The organism is Sporosarcina sp. CAU 1771 (genome assembly GCF_054482775.1).
Genome location: NZ_JBTLRN010000017.1, coordinates 1 through 19,870, shown reverse-complemented (window position 1 = coordinate 19,870; position 19,870 = coordinate 1). Strand labels below are relative to the sequence as shown.

Genomic DNA, 19,870 nt, shown 5'->3' with positions numbered 1-19,870 from the left:
TGCATATTTTTCCACAATAAATATATGTATTTTTCAGATGTTGCGAGGCGAACGTCTTCATTTTCTTGTCCTTTTGAAAATGACCAAGAGGACTATAGATTCCTCTATAATCCTCCTAGTACTAATTTAGAATGTTTTTTAGTTCGTTGAAAGCGCGACTACTTCAATTTCAACATTTACACCCATAGGCAACTTACTAACTTCAACGCACGAACGCCCTGGTTTATGAGTTCCAAAATGCTCTGCGTAGATTTCATTTATTTTTGAAAAGTCATTCATGTCTGTTATAAAGACAGTTGCTTTCACTACCTGATCCAACGATGACCCACCTGCTGCTAATACTGCTTTAAGGTTCTCAAAGACTTGGTTGGTTTGTTCCTCAATCGTTCCAGTCACAAGCTCTCCATTTGCCTTCAAAGGAATTTGACCAGATGTATAAATAAAGCCATTTACACTAACCGCCTGTGAATAAGGACCAACTGCCGCCGCTGCCTTGTCTGTCGCAATAAAATTCATATTTATTTTCCACCTTCCGCAAAATAATTTCCTTCACTCAATTCAATTATACCATTCTTTTCATTGACCGCATGGAGTTTGACTAGAGATAGATAGTTGTCGACGAGTACTTCTTCGGAGTGTTCTGCCTCAACAAGTACCGCAGCACCTGCAAGTTCACAACCAAACTCTTCAAGCAAATTCTTCATCCCTACCATCGTTCCTCCCGCTTTCATAAAGTCATCCGTAATGAGAACTTTTTGTCCACTTTTCATACTTCTTTTTGATAAAACCATCGTCTGGATACGTCTTGTCGAACCAGAAACATAATTTATGCTTACCGTAGAACCTTCTGTCACTTTACTATCTCTTCTAACGATAACAACAGGTACATTTAGATGACGTGCAATCGCGTGAGCAATCGGAATGCCCTTCGTGGCAACTGTCATTATGACGTCCACTTCTATACCCGAAAACTTTGAGGCAAAGACTTTACCAATCCGGTCCATTATTCGTGGGTTTCCAAGGAGATCTGCCATGAACAAGTAGCCTCCGGGCAAAAGTCGTTCTGAATGGCCAAGTTCCTTCATTAGAACAGAAACCACTTCACGAATTTCCGAATCCATCATTTTCGGAATAAACTTCACCCCACCAGAAGCTCCCGCAACGGTCACAAGTTTTCCTGTACCCTTTTCTTCAAACGTTTCTTTTATAATCGTCAAATCTTCACTAATTGAGGATTTTGCGGATTGGAAGCGTTCAGAAAAATAGGTGAGCGAAATTAGATCATGTGGATGTTCCAACAAATAGACAGTCATATCAACAAGCCGTTCACTTCTTTTCCACTTCATAGCAACCACTCCCAAACACGAATGTTTTATACGTAGATTACCACAAACGTACGTGTTTAATCAACTTTATGTCGTTCCCCGAGCATTCGAATCGCATAAACTTCTGGACAGAAACCTTTTAATCCGTTGTAAATTCGGGGAACCCTAGATTCGTGTTCAACCAAACCGAAAACAGTCGGGCCACTTCCACTCATTAACACTGAATCTGCACCAAACTTTTTCATTTGCTCTTTTAAGACGGCGACCTCTTCGTAGATTTTTGTAGTCACAGGTTCTAGAACATTTCCAACTAAACTACACATCTCACTATAATTACCTGTCTCCAAAGCTTTAATCATTCCCTGCGTATCGGGGTGTTTCATTTCCAATAAATTAAGTTCTTTGTAGATTGTTCCTGTCGCCACTGATATCGCGGGTTTGGCTAGTATTACCCAGCAGTTAGGCGGAGACTGAAGTCTTTGTATAATCTCTCCTCTGCCTGTCGCAAGTGCTGTACCGCCATACACACAAAAAGAAACATCTGACCCTATTTGTGATCCAAGTTCTGCAAGCTTGTCCATACTAATACCTAAATTCCATAACTTGTTTAATCCTCGTAGCGTTGCCGCGGCATCTGAGCTACCTCCAGCAAGTCCAGCAGCTACAGGTATTCTTTTTTCAAGTGTGATTTCAACGCCTTGAGAAATCCCATACGTCCGCTTTATCAATTCAGCAGCCTGATAGGCAAGATTTCTTCGGTCGATCGGCACGTACTGTTCTGACGACTTAATAATGATTTTGTTACTCTCTAATGATCGAATCCACAACCGATCAGCCAAGTCGACAGTCGTCATAATCATCTCTACTTCATGAAAATCGTCTGGACGCTTATGCAAAACGTCTAGTGTTAAATTTATTTTTGCTGGCGCCTTCTCATAAAGCATCCGGCTCCCCCCATTTTAACGTGTCGTTGTTTATTGTTCCCTATTTTACCATAGGCACTGAATATTGCACGCCCATTTTCATCTATTTTAACAAAAGAAAGGGATTGCCTTATTATCATCAAAGTGACGATAAATAGACAATCCCCTACTAAAAAGTCAGCCGGTTAGTTGATTTAGGACGTTTATTTGCGTTCTCCGTGGCTATTTTCAGCCATTTCAATTGCACGTTTTACCATATTCCCGGCATCTCGTGAACTAATTCCACCCCAACCGTCACGCTGAACAACATCGTAAATCCCAAGCTCTTTCGCAATTTCTTCTCTTAAGCGCTCAGACATAATACTACGTTTTCTTGCCATTCGGTTTCCTCCCTTTCGGCTGACTTTCTTAGTATGAGCAAATTCAAATAAAAAACACCTATCTATTAAGCTCTCCGATTAAGGATGGGCTCGATAGGTGTCTAGAAACTTTTACAAAGTTAAGCATGTAAAAAGTATTATTTAATAATAAAGGCTGTTTGATCTGCCCCGTCTAAAATTGTTATTTCAACCGCATCGGTCAAAATATCAGCATAGCTGTAAGATACCCTTTCAAACGCATTCTCTTCTTGGTCAAGTTCAACCACGAAAACTGCACGATATGTTTCACTTAAAACGCCGGCACGTTCGATTGTTCTTCTTCGACCACCGTTTACTTTTAAATGCAATCGTTTCCCTAGATGAGAATCCAATGACTTCTTAATGTCCGCTAATGTTTTTGGCATGTCGCTTACACCTCACTAAGAATAATCATAACATGTTCAAAGAGTTCTGTCAATTAAATCGGCATTTTAACAATTCACCATTACTTTTGTCAATCATTTTTCACTAATTCATGAAAACTTTCTTGAGAAATTGAATACTTTAGATCATTTTTGGTTACCCTCAAAAAATTCTTCATACAATTCATTAGATAAATGTGCAAACTCTTTAATAGTTAAAGTTTCCCCACGCCTTCGAGGATCTATACTAGCACGTTCCAACGCTTCTAATATTTGATCCTTCTTCAACTTTCCTTTTGGCAATGAGGATTGCAAATTATTTAATATCGTTTTTCTTCGTTGAACAAAAGATCCCCGCGAAACCTGAAATAGAAATGCTTCGTCTTTCACTTGTGCAGGTAATTCTTCTTTTCGAATTAATCGAAGAACGGCAGATTCAACATTTGGTTGAGGCACGAATACAGTCTTCGGGACAATCATGGCTACATCTGCATCCATATAGTATTGGATAGCGATTGATAGTGAACCATATGCTTTGGTTCCTGGGCTGGCAGTAATGCGATCTGCAACCTCTTTTTGCATCATTACAATCATTCCGGTTACAGGAACGTTCTCAAGTAAAAACTTCATAATAATAGGCGTAGTCACATAATAAGGTAAGTTTGCAACAACTACTACTTGATCGTAGTTTGCAAAGTGTTCCTTCATTATTTGTGTAAGATCCGCCTTTAAAATATCCTGGTGGATAATTGTCACGTTGGTATATGGGGACAATGTATCGTCTAAAACCGGTAGTAGGCGACCGTCTATTTCGAAAGCAACGACCTTTCCCGCGTTTCTTGCGAGATGCTCTGTCAAAGCACCGATTCCTGGTCCGATTTCAATAACCCCAACCTCAGGCGTCAAGCCAGCGTGCGAAACAATATTTCTTAATACATTAGGATCAATTAAAAAGTTTTGTCCTAAGCTCTTTTTAAATGAAAATCCATGTTTATCAAGAATTTCTTTCGTTCTGACCGGAGTCGCAATATCTTTATTCATTATTTTCCCCCTCGTCTAGAACTTTCAATACTTCTTCCAATCGAGACTGGTCAATCCGAAACATTTCAAGTCGCTTTTTTAAACCCTTCCCGTTCACCTGTCCTATACATAGTAGTTCACTAAGGCGTTCACGCCGCTTTCTTGCATCTGGATGACCTATTAACCTAGCAGCCATCAAATCAGCAAGAGGAATGGGTTTCGCAAGGGAATTGTCCACTGTATAGACTGAACGAATCGCTTCTCGAATATCCTCGTCTTTCGCGTGTTCAATACCAATCCCTTTTCCATTTTTGGCCAAAGTTTTCTTTTTATCTAAAAAGGCATGTTTAACGCCCGCTACACGCTCTTCAACTATAGCCCGTATTCTTCTGCCGGGATAGTCGGGATCCGTGAATACGATGACGCCACGCGTTTCCTGTGCATGTTGAATACGCTGAATCGTTAATTCATCAATTGCTGAACCATTTGTTTCAATTGTATCCGCGTTTGTTGCCCGTTTTACAGCCACTGTATCCGATTTACCTTCAACAACTATTATTTCCTTTACGTTCATATCGTATCCTCTTTCCACGCAATTCTTACCATAATTCTACTCTGCATAATCACCATTGTACAGGAGTGCTCCTTCATCAATGGTTTTGACCGTATAAACGAAATTATCCGCAGGACTTGTAAGCGTCCCGCGGATAATTTTTTAATTAATAACTTTAACTTTAACTTGTCGTCGACCAAATTTATAGGCAGCTTCTTTTGTAGGAACATGAAGATCAATCTTCTTTCCTTTAATCGCTCCACCCGTATCTCCAGCTACTGCATAGCCATAACCTTCAACCCAGACCTTCGAGCCTAACGGGATAACACTTGGATCCACTGCAATTACTTTTAAGTTCGGATTCGCACGTAAATTGATACCCGTTCTTGTAATTCCAGAACACCCATTACAATAAGCAGTATACGCTGTAGCTGTCACGTAAAATTCTTTACCACCAGAAGGTGCCGCTGAATTATCACGCGATACACTAGTCGTGCTTGTTTTGGCTTTGGTTTTAGCTGCACTTGCAACAACTACCTTCGTTCCTACCGCAACAATCTTCTTTGTAGGCTCTTTAATTGTTGTTTCTTCAACAAGACTACGAGAAACTTCTTTCCCGTTCTCTTTGACTACCTCAAACTCCCGTGAAATAGTTCCCTTCTTTCCCTCTTGGACAACTTTTTCTTGCCCTTTCAGTATAGAAGAATCACTTTTTGTTTCAACTGCGAAGTTTGCCGGTTCTTCCACTACATCGGTGACCTTTTCCACCCGGACGATATTGACTGTAGAATTTGGCATAAGTAATTCTTCCTCATGTGCTTCTAAACGGTCAAGTTCATTCAATTGAATGTTTTCTCTCTTTAAAAAGTCAGCGACCGTAGTCGAAGTTGACCAAAATTCTTTTTGCTCTAAGCCATCGTTCAGAGTTACCTGGAAGGCTTTATTTACCGTAATTAATTGCTCTTCTTCAAGATTCTTGTTTAGACCAGGTTCTACAACGTCGTGTTCTGTAATTTCGACTCCAGCCTCTTCCAACACATCTCCTACTAAACTTTTGGTAGTCCATAGTTGGGTTTCCTCTTGATTAACCATTATTGCGACTTGCTTTGCCTGTTCCCACCGAATTGAAAGACCTTCTTCAATTGATGTATTCATTGAGGGTTCTACTAAATCATTTTGGGTAACTGTAATTTCCTGTTCGGAAAGTACTTTACCTACTGTATGTGCGTGCGTCTTGATTACTAATTCTTCACCGTTCACATTTAATGTGACCGATTTTTTTGCCCCTTCATAGAAAACGAGTGAAAGTACAGTAAGAAATAACATGAATGCTACTATAGTTACTGCAATTTCTTTACTCCTCAATGATCCTAAGAATAGGTTTTTCATGGACCTATTTGACATGAAAAAAACTCCTCCTTCATCACTCGTGTGATTATATAGGTTACTTTTCCGAGTGTCAACTCTTACGATTTATGTTTATTTTAGAAATTAGGAAGCATTCCTTCTTGTAAAGTATGGATAATTTTTAAGTCTTTTAATCATTTAATTTGAAAAATCTTTAAAGCATTTGCTGTTGTTGCTGCTGCAACTTCTTCAATCGAAATTTCTTTTAACCTTGCAATCTCTTCTGCGACAAGGATTACATGTGCCGGTTCATTTCTTTTGCCACGGTATGGATGTGGAGTTAAGTAAGGTGCATCTGTTTCAATCAGCAAATTTTCAAGCCCTATTTCTGTTGCAACTTCTTTAGGAGTTCTTGCATTTTTAAATGTAACCGGACCTCCAAGAGAAATCATGAAATTGAGTTTAATGCACTCTTTTGCCGTTTCTACACTACCCCCAAAACAGTGCATAATTCCACCTGTTATTTCAGCCTCTTCTTCTTTTAATATACGAACAACATCTGCAGTTGCATCTCGATTATGAATGACGATGGGCAAGTTAACTTTTTGAGCAAGTCGAATTTGTTTTCTAAACAGTTTTTGCTGAATGTCTTTCGGCGACTTATCCCAATAATAGTCGAGTCCAATCTCACCGATCCCTACAACTTTAGGATGCTCAGCAAGTGATTCTATCCACATCAAGTCTTCTTTAGTACAATCAATTGCATCAACTGGATGCCAACCAACGACTGCGTATATAAAAGGGTGTTTTTCTGCAAGCTCTATCGCTCTTACAATTGTTTTTCGATCAAATCCAATAACGACCATCTTTTCAACCCCAGCTTCAAGCGCACGGTCAATCACTTCATCGACGTCATTATCATACTGGTCTGCGTTCAAATGAACATGTGTATCTATATACATGATCTCTCTCCTCATAATTAACTAAGTATATTTCAATCCCCTGTGTCTTTCATCACAGTTATATTACAAGTGCATTACATTTTAAATTCTATTCGATACTATACAGCTAAATGGAATCATTTTCAATCTAGCGCTTTATACTTCTGTCGAAATAGCTTTTACCCCTTTTCAGATGATTTATTCCCAACACAAAAGAATTGTTAGGATAATAATGCAAAAACAGGTGGAGAAAAGTCAATTACTTTTCTCCACCTGTTTAATTTAGTACTTAATTTATTTTACTTGCGCTCCATTTTCGAGCGCCTGGTCAACCGTCGCTAATTTCAATACGCCATCAGATTTTCCAGCTAATATCATCCCTTGAGAAAGTTCTCCGCGCAATTTTACCGGCTTTAAATTTGCAACAACAATTACTTTTTCGCCAATTAAAGCATCTGGCTCATAATGTTCTGCAATGCCAGAAACCACTTGCCTTTTCTCGTAACCTAGATCGAGTTGAAGCTTTAACAATTTATCCGCTTTTGGAATTCGTTCACATTCAATAACAGTTGCTACGCGCAAATCAACATTCATGAACGCTTCAATCGAAATTTCTTCACTTTCAGGTACTTCTTCTTTCTTTTCCTCTTCCACATCAACTGGCGCCGTTATCGCCATCTGCTCACGGATATAAACCACTTCAACATCTGGATCTAGACGAGGAAAAATCGGCACTCCTTTTTCAATCACTGTCGTTCCATTAGGAATCGCCTTGAAGTTACCTAATGTGTCCCAATTCAACAAACTCTCTTCCAGTCCTAATTGAGTAACAATTTGTTTAGGAGCATTTGTCATGATTGGCTGGAGTAGTATTGCAATGTTGTGCAAGGATGTCGCCAAATGATTCATGACAGAAGCGAGTTTACCCCGGTCAGCTTCTTCTCTAGCGAGCACCCAAGGTGACGTCTCATCAATATATTTATTCGTTCGTGAAACCAATGCCCATAACTCGCCTAAGACCAAACTGAATTGCATCTCTTCCATAGAAGCTTCATACTTTTTAACTGTGAGCTCTATAAAATCAGTCAAACTCTTATCGAATTCAGTCGCTTCCAGTCCTTCAGTAGGGATTACACCGTCAAAATATTTATTAATCATAGATATCGTTCTGTTTAATAAGTTACCTAAGTCGTTCGCTAAATCATAGTTTGTACGTTCGACAAATGTTTCAGGTGAAAATACTCCATCTTGACCAAAAGGCAGTTCACGTAGAAGGAAATAACGCGTTGCATCTAAACCATATCGCTCAACAAGCATTTCTGGTTGCACGACATTGCCTTTGGATTTGGACATCTTACCGTCTTTCATCATAATAAAACCATGTGCAAATACTTTTTTAGGAAGTGGTAAATCCAAAGCCATAAGGAATATCGGCCAATAAATTGTATGGAACCTGACAATATCCTTACCTACCACATGTACATCGGCCGGCCAATACCTTTTAAACAATGCATCATCATCCGATTCGTAACCTAATGCCGTAATATAGTTCGTCAATGCATCTACCCATACATAAATAACGTGTTTCGGATCTCCCGGAACTTTAATTCCCCAATCGAATGACATCCTGGAAACAGATAAATCTTCAAGTCCAGGTTTGATAAAGTTATTGATCATTTCATTTTTACGAGATTCTGGTTCAATAAATTTAAGGTTATCTTCATAGTACTTCAAAAGCCTGTCCGCATACTTCTTCATATTAAAGAAGTACGATTCCTCTTTCACTTTTTGAACTGGACGCCCGCAATCTGGACAGTTCCCGTCAACAAGTTGCAACTCCCCAAAATATGATTCACAAGGTGTACAATGCCACCCTTCATATTCACCTTTATAAATGTCATCGTTATCGAGAAACTTTTGAAATATTTTCTCTACACCCGCCTTATGGCGATCCTCTGTCGTGCGAATAAAATCATCATAGGAAATATCCATGATCTCCCACACTTTTTTCGCGTTTTCCGCAATCCCATCTACATACTGCTGTGGCGGTAGACCAGCTTCATCTGCTTTTTCTTGTATTTTCTGACCGTGTTCGTCCATTCCAGTCAAAAATCGAACATGATAACCTCGAAGCCTCTTATATCGGGCCATTGCATCCGATGCTACAGTTGTATAAGCCGTTCCAATATGAAAGTTTCCACTCGGATAATAAATCGGTGTTGAAATATAAAAGGTTTCTTTTTGTTCAGTCATGAAAACTCCTCCAATATAAATATATATATAATGTCTATTCTATCGAATTTATCTATACGATACAATGAAATACATTGAACAAACGCATAGGCCTCGAGAACTTTGTATGGCATAATAAGATTTTTAACTATTTGGACAATCAATTAAATCATTATTGTTTTTATCATATTATCAGGCTTAATTTATTGACGTTAATTGGAAAACTTGATATGATTAGTTAGACATAGAACCGAAATATGTCCATTGTTCAGAATAAAAATAACGAATTGAAAGGAGATCGGTTACATGAAATCAACAGGTATTGTAAGAAAAGTAGACGAGCTTGGCCGTGTCGTTATCCCGATCGAATTGCGTCGCACACTTGGAATCGCACAAAAAGATGCTCTTGAAATTTACGTCGATGAAGATAAAATCATTTTGAAAAAATATATGCCTAACATGACATGCTCAATTACGGGTGATGTTTCAGATGATAATATGCGTTTAATTGACGGAAAATTGATTTTGAGCGCAGAAGGCGCAGAACAACTAGTTAAAGAAATCCAAGAAAACCTTAAAAAGTAATTTTCATGTTTTCAACATCCAGTACGGGAAACCGTTCTGGACTTTTTGCATCTATGTAATTTAGTTGTCTACATGATATTCATTGTACACGTCTCGTCTGCTCAATCCACGTTCTTTAGCCACTTCACGAATTGCTTCCTTTGAACGCATTTCCTTTCTAGAAATCAATTCCGATACGTGTTCAGAAAGCGACAGGTCTTTCCACCAAACTTCTCTTTCTTCTACTTCCGTTCCATCGCTACCTTCAATAACGATACAAAATTCTCCTCTTACGGTGTTTGTATCTACCCAAGTAATTGCTTCTTCGATTGTACCACGCAAAAACTCTTCAAAACGCTTTGTAATTTCCCTTGCAAGAACAATACGACGTTCACTTCCGAATTCTTCATTTAATGCTGCCAATGTCTTTTTCAACCTATGAGGTGCCTCGTATAATATGATTGTCTCACTTCGCCTTTTTAATGTGTCCAACTGACTTTTTCTTTCCTTTTTATCTCGTGATATAAATCCGTAAAATAAAAAGGGTTGAGGAGTAATTCCAGATGCCACTAGTGCAGTAATCGCTGCGTTAGCACCAGGAACCGGTACTACATCATAACCCACTTCCAATGCTTTAGACACAATATCAACGCCAGGATCCGATATACAAGGCATACCCGCGTCACTTACAAGGGCAACATCCTTACCTTCAGAAAGCAATTCTAGTATCTTTTCTCCCCCAATTACAATATTATGCTCATGATAACTAATTAAGGAAGTCTTGATGTCAAAATGATTACATAACTTGATTGTATTGCGCGTATCTTCTGCTGCAATAACATCTACCTCGTTTAATATTCGTACAGCCCGGTAAGTCATATCCTCTAAATTACCGATAGGAGTTCCAACAAGAAATAATTTACCTCCACCTGGTTCAGCGCTCTTTTGTGACTTCATCCAAAATCTGCCCCTTCCCGATATACCGTTCCTTCTCAATTCTTTTCAATTGCTTAAATTGATACTCCGCTTGCATTGCTTCGCGCTTCGTTTCAAAAACTTCATGATAAATACAACTCACTGGTCTTTTAGCACGCGTATATTTTGCACCTTTTCCTTCATTATGAACACTTACACGCTTTTCTAGATTATTCGTGTAACCAGCATAATAAGAACCATCGTTACATTCAAGTACATAAAATAGATGGTTTTTATCATTCTCCATATAATAACAGCCTCACTTCTTTTGTATACTCTCCATCGGAGTCATACACATAAAGAGGGGGAAGGATTTTCAAATCCGGTTTTCCATCTTTCGTGCCTTCAATAAGAAGCATATTTGCATCCTTACCTTCTTTTGGATATACAAACTGAATTCGTTTTGGTTCAAGTCTATTTGAGCGCATCGCAGTAGTAATGTCTAATAATCTCCCTGGACGATGGACAAAGGCTGCTTTTCCACCTTGCTTTAACAACTCACTAGCCGATTGAACTGCTTGTTCCAACGTTAGCTTTATTTCATGTCTTGCAATTGCTTTATGTTCACTTAAGTTTTTTTCCGTAGCTTCATGCATTGGGAAATACGGAGGATTGCATGTTACTGTGTCGTACTTTTCATATCCTATACGTTTCGCAATATCGATGACATCGCCATTCACTATTTGAATCTGTTTTTCAAGGCTGTTGTAAGCAATACTTCTTTCGGCCATATTAGCCAAGCGCTCCTGTAATTCAACAGCAACAATTTCTGCCTTTGTTCGCGCGCTTAGGAAAAGAGGTATTGCTCCATTTCCAGCACATAAATCAACTATTTTTCCTGATTTTACAGGTACATATGCAAACCTTGCAAGTAATACAGCGTCAAGGGAAAAAGAGAATACGGATGGACTCTGAATGATTCGTAAATCTTCTGCCAATAAGTAATCGAGTCGCTCATCATCTTTCAATAGTTCAATCACCATTTTTCCTCCTTACAAAAAGAAAAGCCGATGCCTAGTGACAATAGGTTCGGCTAAATTTATACATTTTGTTTATTTAAAAAAGATAAGCAGAATAGACAATCTTCACTGTTACGAGTACTTCCATAATGAACGTTACAAACATGAAACCCTTCATTGTAAAGACGCGCTAAGTTGTCAACGCCTTCTCCAACATCTACGGAATTTGTCTTTTTATCTTTCTGTTTTTTCACTGCTTTTTGTTCCTGTTCGTCTATTTCTTCAAGTCGCTTTCGTAAATGATGATTTTCGAGTTGAAGCGAATGATTATCTTCCGTCATCTTTGCGACAGATCCCATCAATTCCCGGAATTGCTTATGCATAGACTCGAGCTGTTGTTCAAAATCCACTACTTTGTCCAGAAAATTCCTTTCTTTCAACTAATCCACCTCATCATTTCATCAAATGAACCATATTATTTTTTGGATCCAGTATTTCTTCCAATGTATACTCAAGAACAAGGTCCTGATCCGTCAAACTTACTTGTAAAAGACGTTCAAGAAGATTCAAGCCTACTACTCTTCCTTGGCCTTCAGGTGTATCGATTTTTGTCCCCACATCAGGCATAAGTGCTTTAGCTTCTTCATAATCATCATTTTCATACTTCAAGCAACACATTAGACGACCACATAAACCTGATATTTTTGAAGGGTTTAATGATAGGTTTTGATCTTTGGCCATCTTAATTGAAACCGGTTCAAAATCCCCTAAAAATGTTGAGCAGCAAAGCATTCTTCCGCATGGACCAATACCACCGAGCATTTTTGCCTCATCACGTACGCCTATTTGGCGCAATTCAATACGCGTCCTAAAAATGGATGCTAGATCTTTAACTAAGTTTCGAAAATCAACTCTGCCTTCAGCTGTAAAGTAGAAGATAATTTTATTTCTATCGAATGTATATTCAACATCAACAAGCTTCATATCAAGCTTATGTTCAATAATCTTACTAACGCCCGTCTCAAAAGCTCGTTCAGCTTCTGTTCGGTTTTCTTCTACCTTATCGATGTCATCCTCTTCAGCAGGGCGAACAACTTTCTTTAGCGGCAACACAACATCATTTTCGTCAACCTGCCTTGCCTGAATAACAACTTTACCGTATTCTACTCCTCTGGCTGTTTCGACGATGACATATGTGCCTTCTTCTAACTGAAAATCCAGTGGATCGAAATAATATATTTTACCCGCTTTTTTAAAGCGGACACCTACAACTTTATACAACAAGTAATCCCTCCCGCATGTTGAGCATCAATTGCTCCATTAGAAGCGTTCGATTCATATTACTATGAAGATGCCGTTTTGCTTGTAACACCGTTTCCATTATCTCAGAAAGATGCCTATACGTCATCCTCATTGCAAGTTTCCCGTAAAATTCTTTTTGATCCGGGAAAGTGAGTATCGAAGTCAATCCTGCTTTAATCGCTACAATATCCCTGTACGCATACAATAGCAAATCAAGACCCCGGTCGACTTCCTCCTTTTCTTTAAAAACATGCAGCCAATCTGTTTGAATGAACAAAAGTGCTTCATGAATGTTTACATTTGATGCCTCTACCAATTTTAACACTGTTTTTCGGAAGTTTGCAAACTGTTCGTCATTTGCAAGTTCAAGCGATTCACTCAGATTCGCTGTAATCATTGTTACAGTTGCTGCCATTGATGTCGTTATACCTTGTTCAACAAGACTTGCAATCCGCTTTTCTCTTGATGGTGGAAGAAAGGATAGACGCTGACAACGTGATTGTATCGTAGGCAGAAGCGCCTGGTAGGAATCCGTTAACAAAATTGCTGTTACTTCACCCTCTGGCTCTTCTAAAAATTTTAGTAACGTATTCGCAGCCGCACTATTCATTCGATCTGCAGATGTAATTATATAGATTTTCCTTCCAGCCTCGTACCCTTTACGAGTCATCTTAAAAATAAGATCAGACATCTGCTCTTTCCTTATGTTTTGACCATCAGGTCGGATGACTGTGATGTTGGGATGATTACCAGAAAGTACACGTCGACACGAACTACATGTTTCACATGGAACATTATCTTCCGGCTGTTGGCAAAGTAATAATTTAGAAAAAAACAATGCTGTCGCTTCCTTGCCGGTCCCACTTTCTCCGTCAAACAAGTAAGCATGCCCAATTCGATTGTTTTTATATATTACTGAAAGTCGATTCATTACACTATTTTGGCCTTCGAGTTCTTTTGATTCCAAAAGCTCAACCTCCTTATTCAAAAAAACCGTGTTTCCTTAAAACAGAAAACACGGAGTTAGGTATATAAATTGATAAGAAGACCTTTAATCTCTCCTATTTTAGCCAGAAGATCAACAGCTGTTTTTTCTTCATTTAACAGATCTTCTGCTAACTCAACCAATTTCTCATCTAGTGTTTCAACTATTTTGAGACGCCGTCCTTCTCCAAAACGATTCCACGTATGCGACTGTTTAAGCCCCATCCCTGTTTCCACCGTTTCTTTCATAAATCGACGAACTAGCATCTTAAATTTGGCCATATCTCGGAAATTGCGTGTCCGAGCTAACCGATCTCCAGCTGACGCAATGTCTCCTAGAAGCCTTGTCACTTGCTCACCGTGAAGTCGTTGCCCCTGTTTTTCAACCATTTGTCCGAATCTATTTTCACCTCTTGATAACTGAAGCTGCTCACTTCTAACCTTATCAATTCCGGTTCGAAATTCACCGTTAACTTTCATCGTTCTTCACCTCATTCATCACTCAAAAATGATGAAAGTGCTCGATCGGGAGTACAAATACCGTTGCTCCACCCACTTCAACCTCAACTGGGTAAGGAATATAGGAGTCTGCATTGCCACCCATCGGAGACACCGGAGCAACCATTTGATCTCGTGAACGACAATTTTCTTTTATAAGTTCAAGCGCTTTCGGAACGAGGCTTTCATCTGTTCCTATAAGAAACGTTGTATTACCGGATCTAAGAAAACCACCTGTACTCGCTAATTTGGTCGCTCGAAAGTCGTTCTTTGTTAATGCTGCAGATAGACGATTACTATCCTGATCCTGTACAACTGCCACAACTAATTTCAAGATTAACTCCTCCTTTTCCTTCATTAACTTCTATTATAACATGAATAGCCATGTTAGATGATTTGAGAGCTGATGATTCTCCAAACATTTTCCGTTACATCTTCCTGAGATAAACTTGCGTCTACTTGAATTATTCGATTTGGATACTTGCGAATCAATTCTTGGTACCCTTCGTACACTTTTTTGTGGAAGGTAATGTTTTCATTATCTAAACGGTTTTGTTCACGTTCACTGTTCGCAGCAATGCGAGCTAACCCTTTCTCTGGGTCTATATCGAAAAAGATTGTTAAATCTGGCATCGTGTCTTCAATTGCAAACTGATTAATTGAAAGAACTTCTTCTACGTCTAGTCCTCTTGCGTACCCTTGATATGCCAAAGAACTATCAATAAAACGATCGCATAAAACAATTGCACCCGAGCGAAGTGCAGGAATTACAACTTCTACAAGATGTTGGCGTCTTGCCGCTGCATATAACAAAGCTTCTGTTTTTGAGTCCATTTCTTGATGTGCGTTATCCAAAATAACTTCACGTATCTTCTCCGCTATTTTTACGCCACCAGGCTCACGGGTTAACACAACTATCTTCCCTTCTCTTTCCAACCGACTAAATAACTCTTTAATAACGGTTGTCTTCCCCGCTCCTTCAGGCCCCTCAAATGTAATGAACAATCCTTTCTGTAACATGTTATTCCTCCATCTCTCTATTTACCACGAGTATTTTCTTTTCATCCAAACAAATTGCTCCTTGGAATCTTGCTCCAGCATGAATCAATCTAGAAAGTGACTGAACATGCTCCGTTGTCACTTTTTCCCCTCCAAGTACTAAAGGTATACCTGGTGGATAAGGAATAATTGATGCTCCTGCAATTTCATCTACTGCTGCTTCATAAGGTGTCCATTTTGTTTTCATTTGTCTCAATTCAGTCGCTGTATACTCAAGCACAGAGATAGATTCCTCATGCATTGACTCAATATCTATAGATGATTTCATAGTTATGTCTAGTCTGCTAAATGCACGCTTAATGTTTTCAGTAATCTTTAGAAAAGGATAATCATGTTCTTCTTTTAATAGAGGTAAAACAAATAACACCTGGTCTGAATCCGCAAGTTCCGAATAGATCCCTACCGCCTCTAACTTTTCTTGTAAATAAAATCCAGAAAATCCTTCCGCACGTACGATAAGTTTCAAAGGATCCTCTACCTCAACTAATTGAAGACGATCTATTTCTTTAAGTTTATCAATAAAGAATTTACGATTCTTCATGAACTTCATTTTATCTTCTTGCGTATAAGACTCTACATAGGCCCTTGCGTCATCTAGAGATGCCATTAAAAGATACGAAGGACTACTGGACTGCAACATTCGTAAATAATGCGCTATTTTTTTTGGATCGATTAATGTAGACTTCACATGCAAAAAAGAGGCCATTGTCATTGCTGGAAGTGTTTTATGAGCCGAATGGACAACAACATCTGCCCCTAACTCCAAAGCTGAATGTGGAAACGGTTCTCCAACAACAAAATGGGCTCCGTGTGCCTCGTCAACAAGTACCGGTATTTCTTGTACATGGCACAATTGAATAATATCTTTTAAATCAATGCCTGTTTCCCCGTAATAGGTTGGGTAAGTTAGAATAACTGCCTTAGCTTCCGGATACATTTCAAGCGCCTTACCGACTTGAACGGCACTTAAGGTACCAAACGTTTTTGTTTTTTCCTCCCATTGTGGAGATACAAATACAGGTATTGAGCCGGTCAATTCAATTGCATTGAATATTGATTTATGTGCGTTTCGTTGAATGATTACCGTATCTCCAGGCCCACAAGTTGCATAAATCATTGCTAAATTGCCAACGGTTGATCCGTTTACAAGAAAAAAGCTTTGATCAGCCCCATAGAAATTGCTTAGCTGGTTTTGTGCCTCTAACAATACACCAGTCGGTTCATGAAGATCATCTAATCCTTCAAGCTCCGTTACATCGTATTGAAGAGCTGAACGTAGGCCCTCAGGCAAATTAGATAGCAAGCCATTCTTATGTCCCGGTACATGGAATGAAACCGGAGCGGCTTCCTTAAAATTTTCCAGCGCTTCAACAACCGGGCGATTTGGAGAGTTCATTATTTTATAACACTTCCTTTTCATCCTTCTTAATTATAATAGAAGCGAAATGATAAATCATCCTCTCTTTGCTCTGTAGAAACCCTAGGATAATTTGCAAAATTGAGTTTTATACGTATTGTACTATTTTGATAACGCTATTTTTATGTGCGCTAAGTACTGTTTCTCATTCCAAGCCATTTTTCCAACTTTTTTGCGGCGGTTATTTCCCAATTTTTTTGGGGAGTAAATTCTCGATTGCACTGTAGATCATATTCTTTTGTTGCGCCCAATTACTTCATAAACTACCAATAGAAAAAAGTACTTACTCCACGCGGTACGGTGAGATAAGTACTTGTTCAGTTTTACTTCTGTAGTTTAATCGTCAATTCAATAAATTCTTCTACATCTTTTCCAACAAGTTCAATTCCGGCTACCCAGAAATCTTCCTTAGTAACATCTACATCAAGATGTTTCATCGCTAAGTCTTCTACCTTCATTGACCCTGTGTCTCTTAGTAGAGCTATATACTTCTCTTCAAAGCCTTCAGGTTGTTTCAAGTATTCCGCGTAGATCCCAAGGCTAAATAAATAACCAAATGTATATGGGAAATTATAGAATGGAACACTATCAATAAAGAAGTGGAGCTTGGCCGCCCAGAAGTGTGGATGATAAGAAGAAAGACGATCACCAAATGCTTCTTTTTGTGCGTCTACCATTAATTCGTTCAAGCGTTTTTCTGATACGATTCCTTTTGCACGTTCCGAATAAAAGTTATCCTCAAACAAGAAACGAGCACGAATATTTAAAAACATCGATGTGGCACCTTCTAATTTATTCGCTAAAAGGGATACTTTTTCTTCATCAGATGTGGCATTCTTTACAGTTGCATCCGCAATAATTGTTTCAGCAAACGTACTTGCCGTTTCAGCTACGTTCATAGCATAACTTCGGTTTAGCCTCGGTAAATCTTTCATGACGTGACTGTGAAAAGCATGACCCAATTCATGTGCTAATGTACTCGTATCACTTGGAGAACCAGTGAATGTCATGAAAATACGAGACTCTTCTAATTCAGGTAAACTTGTACAATAACCACCTGGACGCTTATTCGAGCGGTCTTCCGCTTCAACCCAGCGATTTTCAAGCGCATGTTTTGTAAAACCAGTTAGTTTCGGACCAAATGATGCAAAATGTTCAATTATAAAATCACATGCTTCATCATATGTGAAACGTGTTGGTTTTGCTTCACCCAATGCAACTGGCGCATCAACATCTTGCCAACCTAGTTTTTCCATCCCCAACAAAGTCGCTTTTTGTTCTAGATAATCTAGAAACGTTTTCTTCTGAGAATCCACTGCTGACCACATTGCTCTAAGCGTCTCTTCCGTCATACGATTATATTCAAGTGGTTCTTCTAAATGACCTTTTCTTCCGTGAGCATCTTGCAAAGTTAAGCGATACCCGGCTAAATGGTTAAGGATATCCGCAAAGATCGGTCCATTCGTAGACCATGTTTTTTCCCAGTTTTCAAAAAGTTCTGCACGCACTTCTTCATCAGGATCAGCGTACATTTTGTTCATCGCTTGCCCAATTGATAAGTTCGTTGTTTTGCCTTCTTTACCTGTAAAAGGAACAGTCATAATTGAGCCTACTGTATTATATATATTGCTCCATGCTGCAATTCCATCTTTATTTAGTTTAGCAATCAGTTTCTCTTCATCTTCAGACAATAAACGTTCGCCTTCTTCGCGTATCTCATTTAATGAAAAATTAATTTCACTCAAGTCGTCATCTTGCAGAAGTTTATCCCAATTATGATCTGAGATGGCTACAAGTTTTTTAGTGAAAATTGTTGATTGTTGCTGGATTTCACTGCGTAGTTCCATCACTTGTCCCATGACAACGCTTGCATGATCATCATCCATAAATGCGTCCCGCCACATATTGATAAATGTACCAACCTGGCCTAAGCTTTTACCAATCACTTCTTGTCGTTTTAATATTTCTTGCAACGTAGATGCATCGTGAGCTGGATTGCTGTCCCATGCTTTTAACTGTTCAGCATAAAGTACAATTTCTTCTTTTACAGTTTCAAGTTTTGTTTGTACTTCTTTTGAATTTGTTCCACCTTTAAATATACTTTCTAAGTCCCATGTATTCTTATATTTCATTTTTAGACACTCTCCTTGTATATATCTATTCTAAACTTTATTACTCCATTTATAAAGATTTGTTAACCGAGTCAATTTTCTAACTTGAACTTTTGATCCTTTGGCTGAATAGACACATACACCGTACAAAAGTTAGACTCAATTATAAAAGAACGTGTGATTTCGTGCATTCCTTTTATGAATTGTACAACTCCCCCACAGCGACTCAATCACACAGGTTGTTCGCGTAACGCCCGACTTTGCTCCCGTATTGGCCTGATTTATTCCCGCAACGGCGACTTTGTTCCCGTAACGCCCGGTGTTATTCCCGCATTGGACTAATTTACTTCCTTGAACTCCTCGCCCTTCCTCTTTCTCGCTGTAGGTTACTCATTGGAATACCAAACCTTCGGTTCATTCATTTTCAATTTCTTTAGAACAAACAAAAAAAGCTATCTCCATTGAAGGAAATAACTTCTTTAGTGCCTAGCAACGTCCTACTCTTGCAGGGGGAAACCCCCAACTACCATCGGCGCTGAAGAGCTTAACTTCCGTGTTCGGTATGGGAACGGGTGTGACCTCTTCGCCATCATCACTAGACTTGTTTGAACGTATTCGTTCAAAACTGGATAAAACAGACATTAGGGTTCTTCGAAACGGTTTGTGAATCAAGCAAACCTGATTACTTTAGGTTAAGTCCTCGATCAATTAGTATCCGTCAGCTGCACGCGTCACCGCGCTTCCACCCCGGACCTATCAACCTCATCATCTTTGAGGGATCTTACTTACTTGCGTAATGGGAAATCTCATCTTGAAGGGGGCTTCATGCTTAGATGCTTTCAGCATTTATCCCGGCCACACGTAGCTACCCAGCGATGC

22 protein-coding genes and 2 rRNA genes are annotated in these 19,870 nt (G+C 39.0%); 1 reads left to right on the top strand and 23 read right to left on the bottom strand.

Translation table 11 applies throughout. The features are described 5' to 3' along the window. Positions 1-138: 138 nt before the first annotated feature. The 10 genes from ACXYMX_RS11555 to metG form a co-directional block, all read right to left on the bottom strand. Positions 139-516, bottom strand: a complete 378-nt coding sequence (locus tag ACXYMX_RS11555) for a RidA family protein (RefSeq protein WP_459044392.1) — start codon at positions 514-516, stop codon at positions 139-141. Positions 517-518: 2 nt separating this feature from the next. Then, entirely contained in the window at positions 519-1,346 is an 828-nt protein-coding gene (gene purR, locus ACXYMX_RS11550) for a pur operon repressor (protein WP_459044391.1), read from the bottom strand. A 56-nt stretch (positions 1,347-1,402) separates the two neighbouring features. Then, on the bottom strand, positions 1,403-2,269 hold the full coding sequence (gene ispE / locus ACXYMX_RS11545; protein WP_459044390.1) for a 4-(cytidine 5'-diphospho)-2-C-methyl-D-erythritol kinase: 867 nt from the start codon (positions 2,267-2,269) through the stop codon (positions 1,403-1,405). A gap of 182 nt (positions 2,270-2,451) precedes the next feature. Further along, positions 2,452-2,628: a small, acid-soluble spore protein, alpha/beta type gene (locus tag ACXYMX_RS11540; protein ID WP_459044389.1), complete on the bottom strand. Its 177-nt coding sequence runs from the start codon at positions 2,626-2,628 to the stop codon at positions 2,452-2,454. A 137-nt stretch (positions 2,629-2,765) separates the two neighbouring features. Next, positions 2,766-3,032 (bottom strand): biofilm formation stimulator Veg, encoded by a 267-nt coding sequence (gene veg / locus ACXYMX_RS11535; protein WP_459044388.1) that lies wholly within the window; start codon positions 3,030-3,032, stop codon positions 2,766-2,768. A gap of 144 nt (positions 3,033-3,176) precedes the next feature. Then, complete coding sequence (gene rsmA / locus ACXYMX_RS11530) at positions 3,177-4,070, bottom strand: 16S rRNA (adenine(1518)-N(6)/adenine(1519)-N(6))-dimethyltransferase RsmA (RefSeq protein WP_459044387.1); 894 nt, start codon at positions 4,068-4,070, stop codon at positions 3,177-3,179. Then, positions 4,063-4,623, bottom strand: coding sequence for a ribonuclease M5 (gene rnmV / locus ACXYMX_RS11525; protein WP_459044386.1), 561 nt, complete (start codon positions 4,621-4,623; stop codon positions 4,063-4,065). Before rnmV ends, rsmA begins: the two co-directional genes overlap by 8 nt. Before the next feature lie 141 nt (positions 4,624-4,764). Next, positions 4,765-6,006 carry a ubiquitin-like domain-containing protein gene (locus ACXYMX_RS11520; RefSeq protein ID WP_459044385.1) on the bottom strand — a complete coding sequence of 414 codons (1,242 nt, stop codon included), beginning with the start codon at positions 6,004-6,006 and terminating at the stop codon, positions 4,765-4,767. A gap of 137 nt (positions 6,007-6,143) precedes the next feature. Further along, positions 6,144-6,911 carry a TatD family hydrolase gene (locus ACXYMX_RS11515; protein WP_459044384.1) on the bottom strand — a complete coding sequence of 256 codons (768 nt, stop codon included), beginning with the start codon at positions 6,909-6,911 and terminating at the stop codon, positions 6,144-6,146. 273 nt (positions 6,912-7,184) lie between these two features. Further along, positions 7,185-9,143 carry a methionine--tRNA ligase gene (gene metG, locus ACXYMX_RS11510; protein WP_459044383.1) on the bottom strand — a complete coding sequence of 653 codons (1,959 nt, stop codon included), beginning with the start codon at positions 9,141-9,143 and terminating at the stop codon, positions 7,185-7,187. A gap of 285 nt (positions 9,144-9,428) precedes the next feature. Between metG and ACXYMX_RS11505 the strand changes: the two genes are divergently transcribed. Next, on the top strand, positions 9,429-9,707 hold the full coding sequence (locus ACXYMX_RS11505) for an AbrB/MazE/SpoVT family DNA-binding domain-containing protein (RefSeq protein WP_459044382.1): 279 nt from the start codon (positions 9,429-9,431) through the stop codon (positions 9,705-9,707). A gap of 60 nt (positions 9,708-9,767) precedes the next feature. Here ACXYMX_RS11505 and rsmI read toward each other — a convergent pair whose 3' ends face one another. From rsmI to ACXYMX_RS11440, 13 genes are all read right to left on the bottom strand, one after another. Further along, on the bottom strand, positions 9,768-10,643 hold the full coding sequence (rsmI, locus tag ACXYMX_RS11500) for a 16S rRNA (cytidine(1402)-2'-O)-methyltransferase (protein WP_459044381.1): 876 nt from the start codon (positions 10,641-10,643) through the stop codon (positions 9,768-9,770). Further along, positions 10,621-10,908 (bottom strand): GIY-YIG nuclease family protein, encoded by a 288-nt coding sequence (locus tag ACXYMX_RS11495; protein WP_459044380.1) that lies wholly within the window; start codon positions 10,906-10,908, stop codon positions 10,621-10,623. The genes rsmI and ACXYMX_RS11495 overlap by 23 nt, the downstream gene beginning before the upstream one ends. Then, entirely contained in the window at positions 10,898-11,641 is a 744-nt protein-coding gene (locus tag ACXYMX_RS11490) for a tRNA1(Val) (adenine(37)-N6)-methyltransferase (protein WP_459044379.1), read from the bottom strand. Before ACXYMX_RS11490 ends, ACXYMX_RS11495 begins: the two co-directional genes overlap by 11 nt. A gap of 59 nt (positions 11,642-11,700) precedes the next feature. Continuing rightward, positions 11,701-12,060 (bottom strand): DNA replication initiation control protein YabA, encoded by a 360-nt coding sequence (yabA, locus tag ACXYMX_RS11485; RefSeq protein ID WP_459044378.1) that lies wholly within the window; start codon positions 12,058-12,060, stop codon positions 11,701-11,703. Between the two features lie 13 nt (positions 12,061-12,073). Continuing rightward, positions 12,074-12,901 (bottom strand): PSP1 domain-containing protein, encoded by an 828-nt coding sequence (locus ACXYMX_RS11480; protein ID WP_459044377.1) that lies wholly within the window; start codon positions 12,899-12,901, stop codon positions 12,074-12,076. After that, the gene (gene holB / locus ACXYMX_RS11475; RefSeq protein ID WP_459044436.1) at positions 12,894-13,853 is read right to left on the bottom strand and encodes a DNA polymerase III subunit delta'; all 960 of its coding nucleotides are present in this window, start codon (positions 13,851-13,853) and stop codon (positions 12,894-12,896) included. Before holB ends, ACXYMX_RS11480 begins: the two co-directional genes overlap by 8 nt. 92 nt (positions 13,854-13,945) lie before the next feature. Next, the gene (locus ACXYMX_RS11470; protein WP_459044376.1) at positions 13,946-14,386 is read right to left on the bottom strand and encodes a YaaR family protein; all 441 of its coding nucleotides are present in this window, start codon (positions 14,384-14,386) and stop codon (positions 13,946-13,948) included. Between the two features lie 22 nt (positions 14,387-14,408). Next, positions 14,409-14,738 (bottom strand): cyclic-di-AMP receptor, encoded by a 330-nt coding sequence (locus tag ACXYMX_RS11465; protein WP_459044375.1) that lies wholly within the window; start codon positions 14,736-14,738, stop codon positions 14,409-14,411. Between the two features lie 53 nt (positions 14,739-14,791). Then, positions 14,792-15,424, bottom strand: a complete 633-nt coding sequence (tmk, locus tag ACXYMX_RS11460) for a dTMP kinase (protein ID WP_459044374.1) — start codon at positions 15,422-15,424, stop codon at positions 14,792-14,794. A gap of 1 nt (position 15,425) precedes the next feature. Further along, positions 15,426-16,859, bottom strand: a complete 1,434-nt coding sequence (locus ACXYMX_RS11455; RefSeq protein ID WP_459044373.1) for an aminotransferase class I/II-fold pyridoxal phosphate-dependent enzyme — start codon at positions 16,857-16,859, stop codon at positions 15,426-15,428. Positions 16,860-17,203: 344 nt separating this feature from the next. Further along, entirely contained in the window at positions 17,204-19,012 is a 1,809-nt protein-coding gene (locus ACXYMX_RS11450) for a M3 family oligoendopeptidase (protein ID WP_459044372.1), read from the bottom strand. A 463-nt stretch (positions 19,013-19,475) separates the two neighbouring features. Then, positions 19,476-19,591, bottom strand: a 5S ribosomal RNA gene (gene rrf / locus ACXYMX_RS11445). Between the two features lie 88 nt (positions 19,592-19,679). Next, a 23S ribosomal RNA gene (locus ACXYMX_RS11440) occupies positions 19,680-19,870 on the bottom strand; the annotation flags it as partial.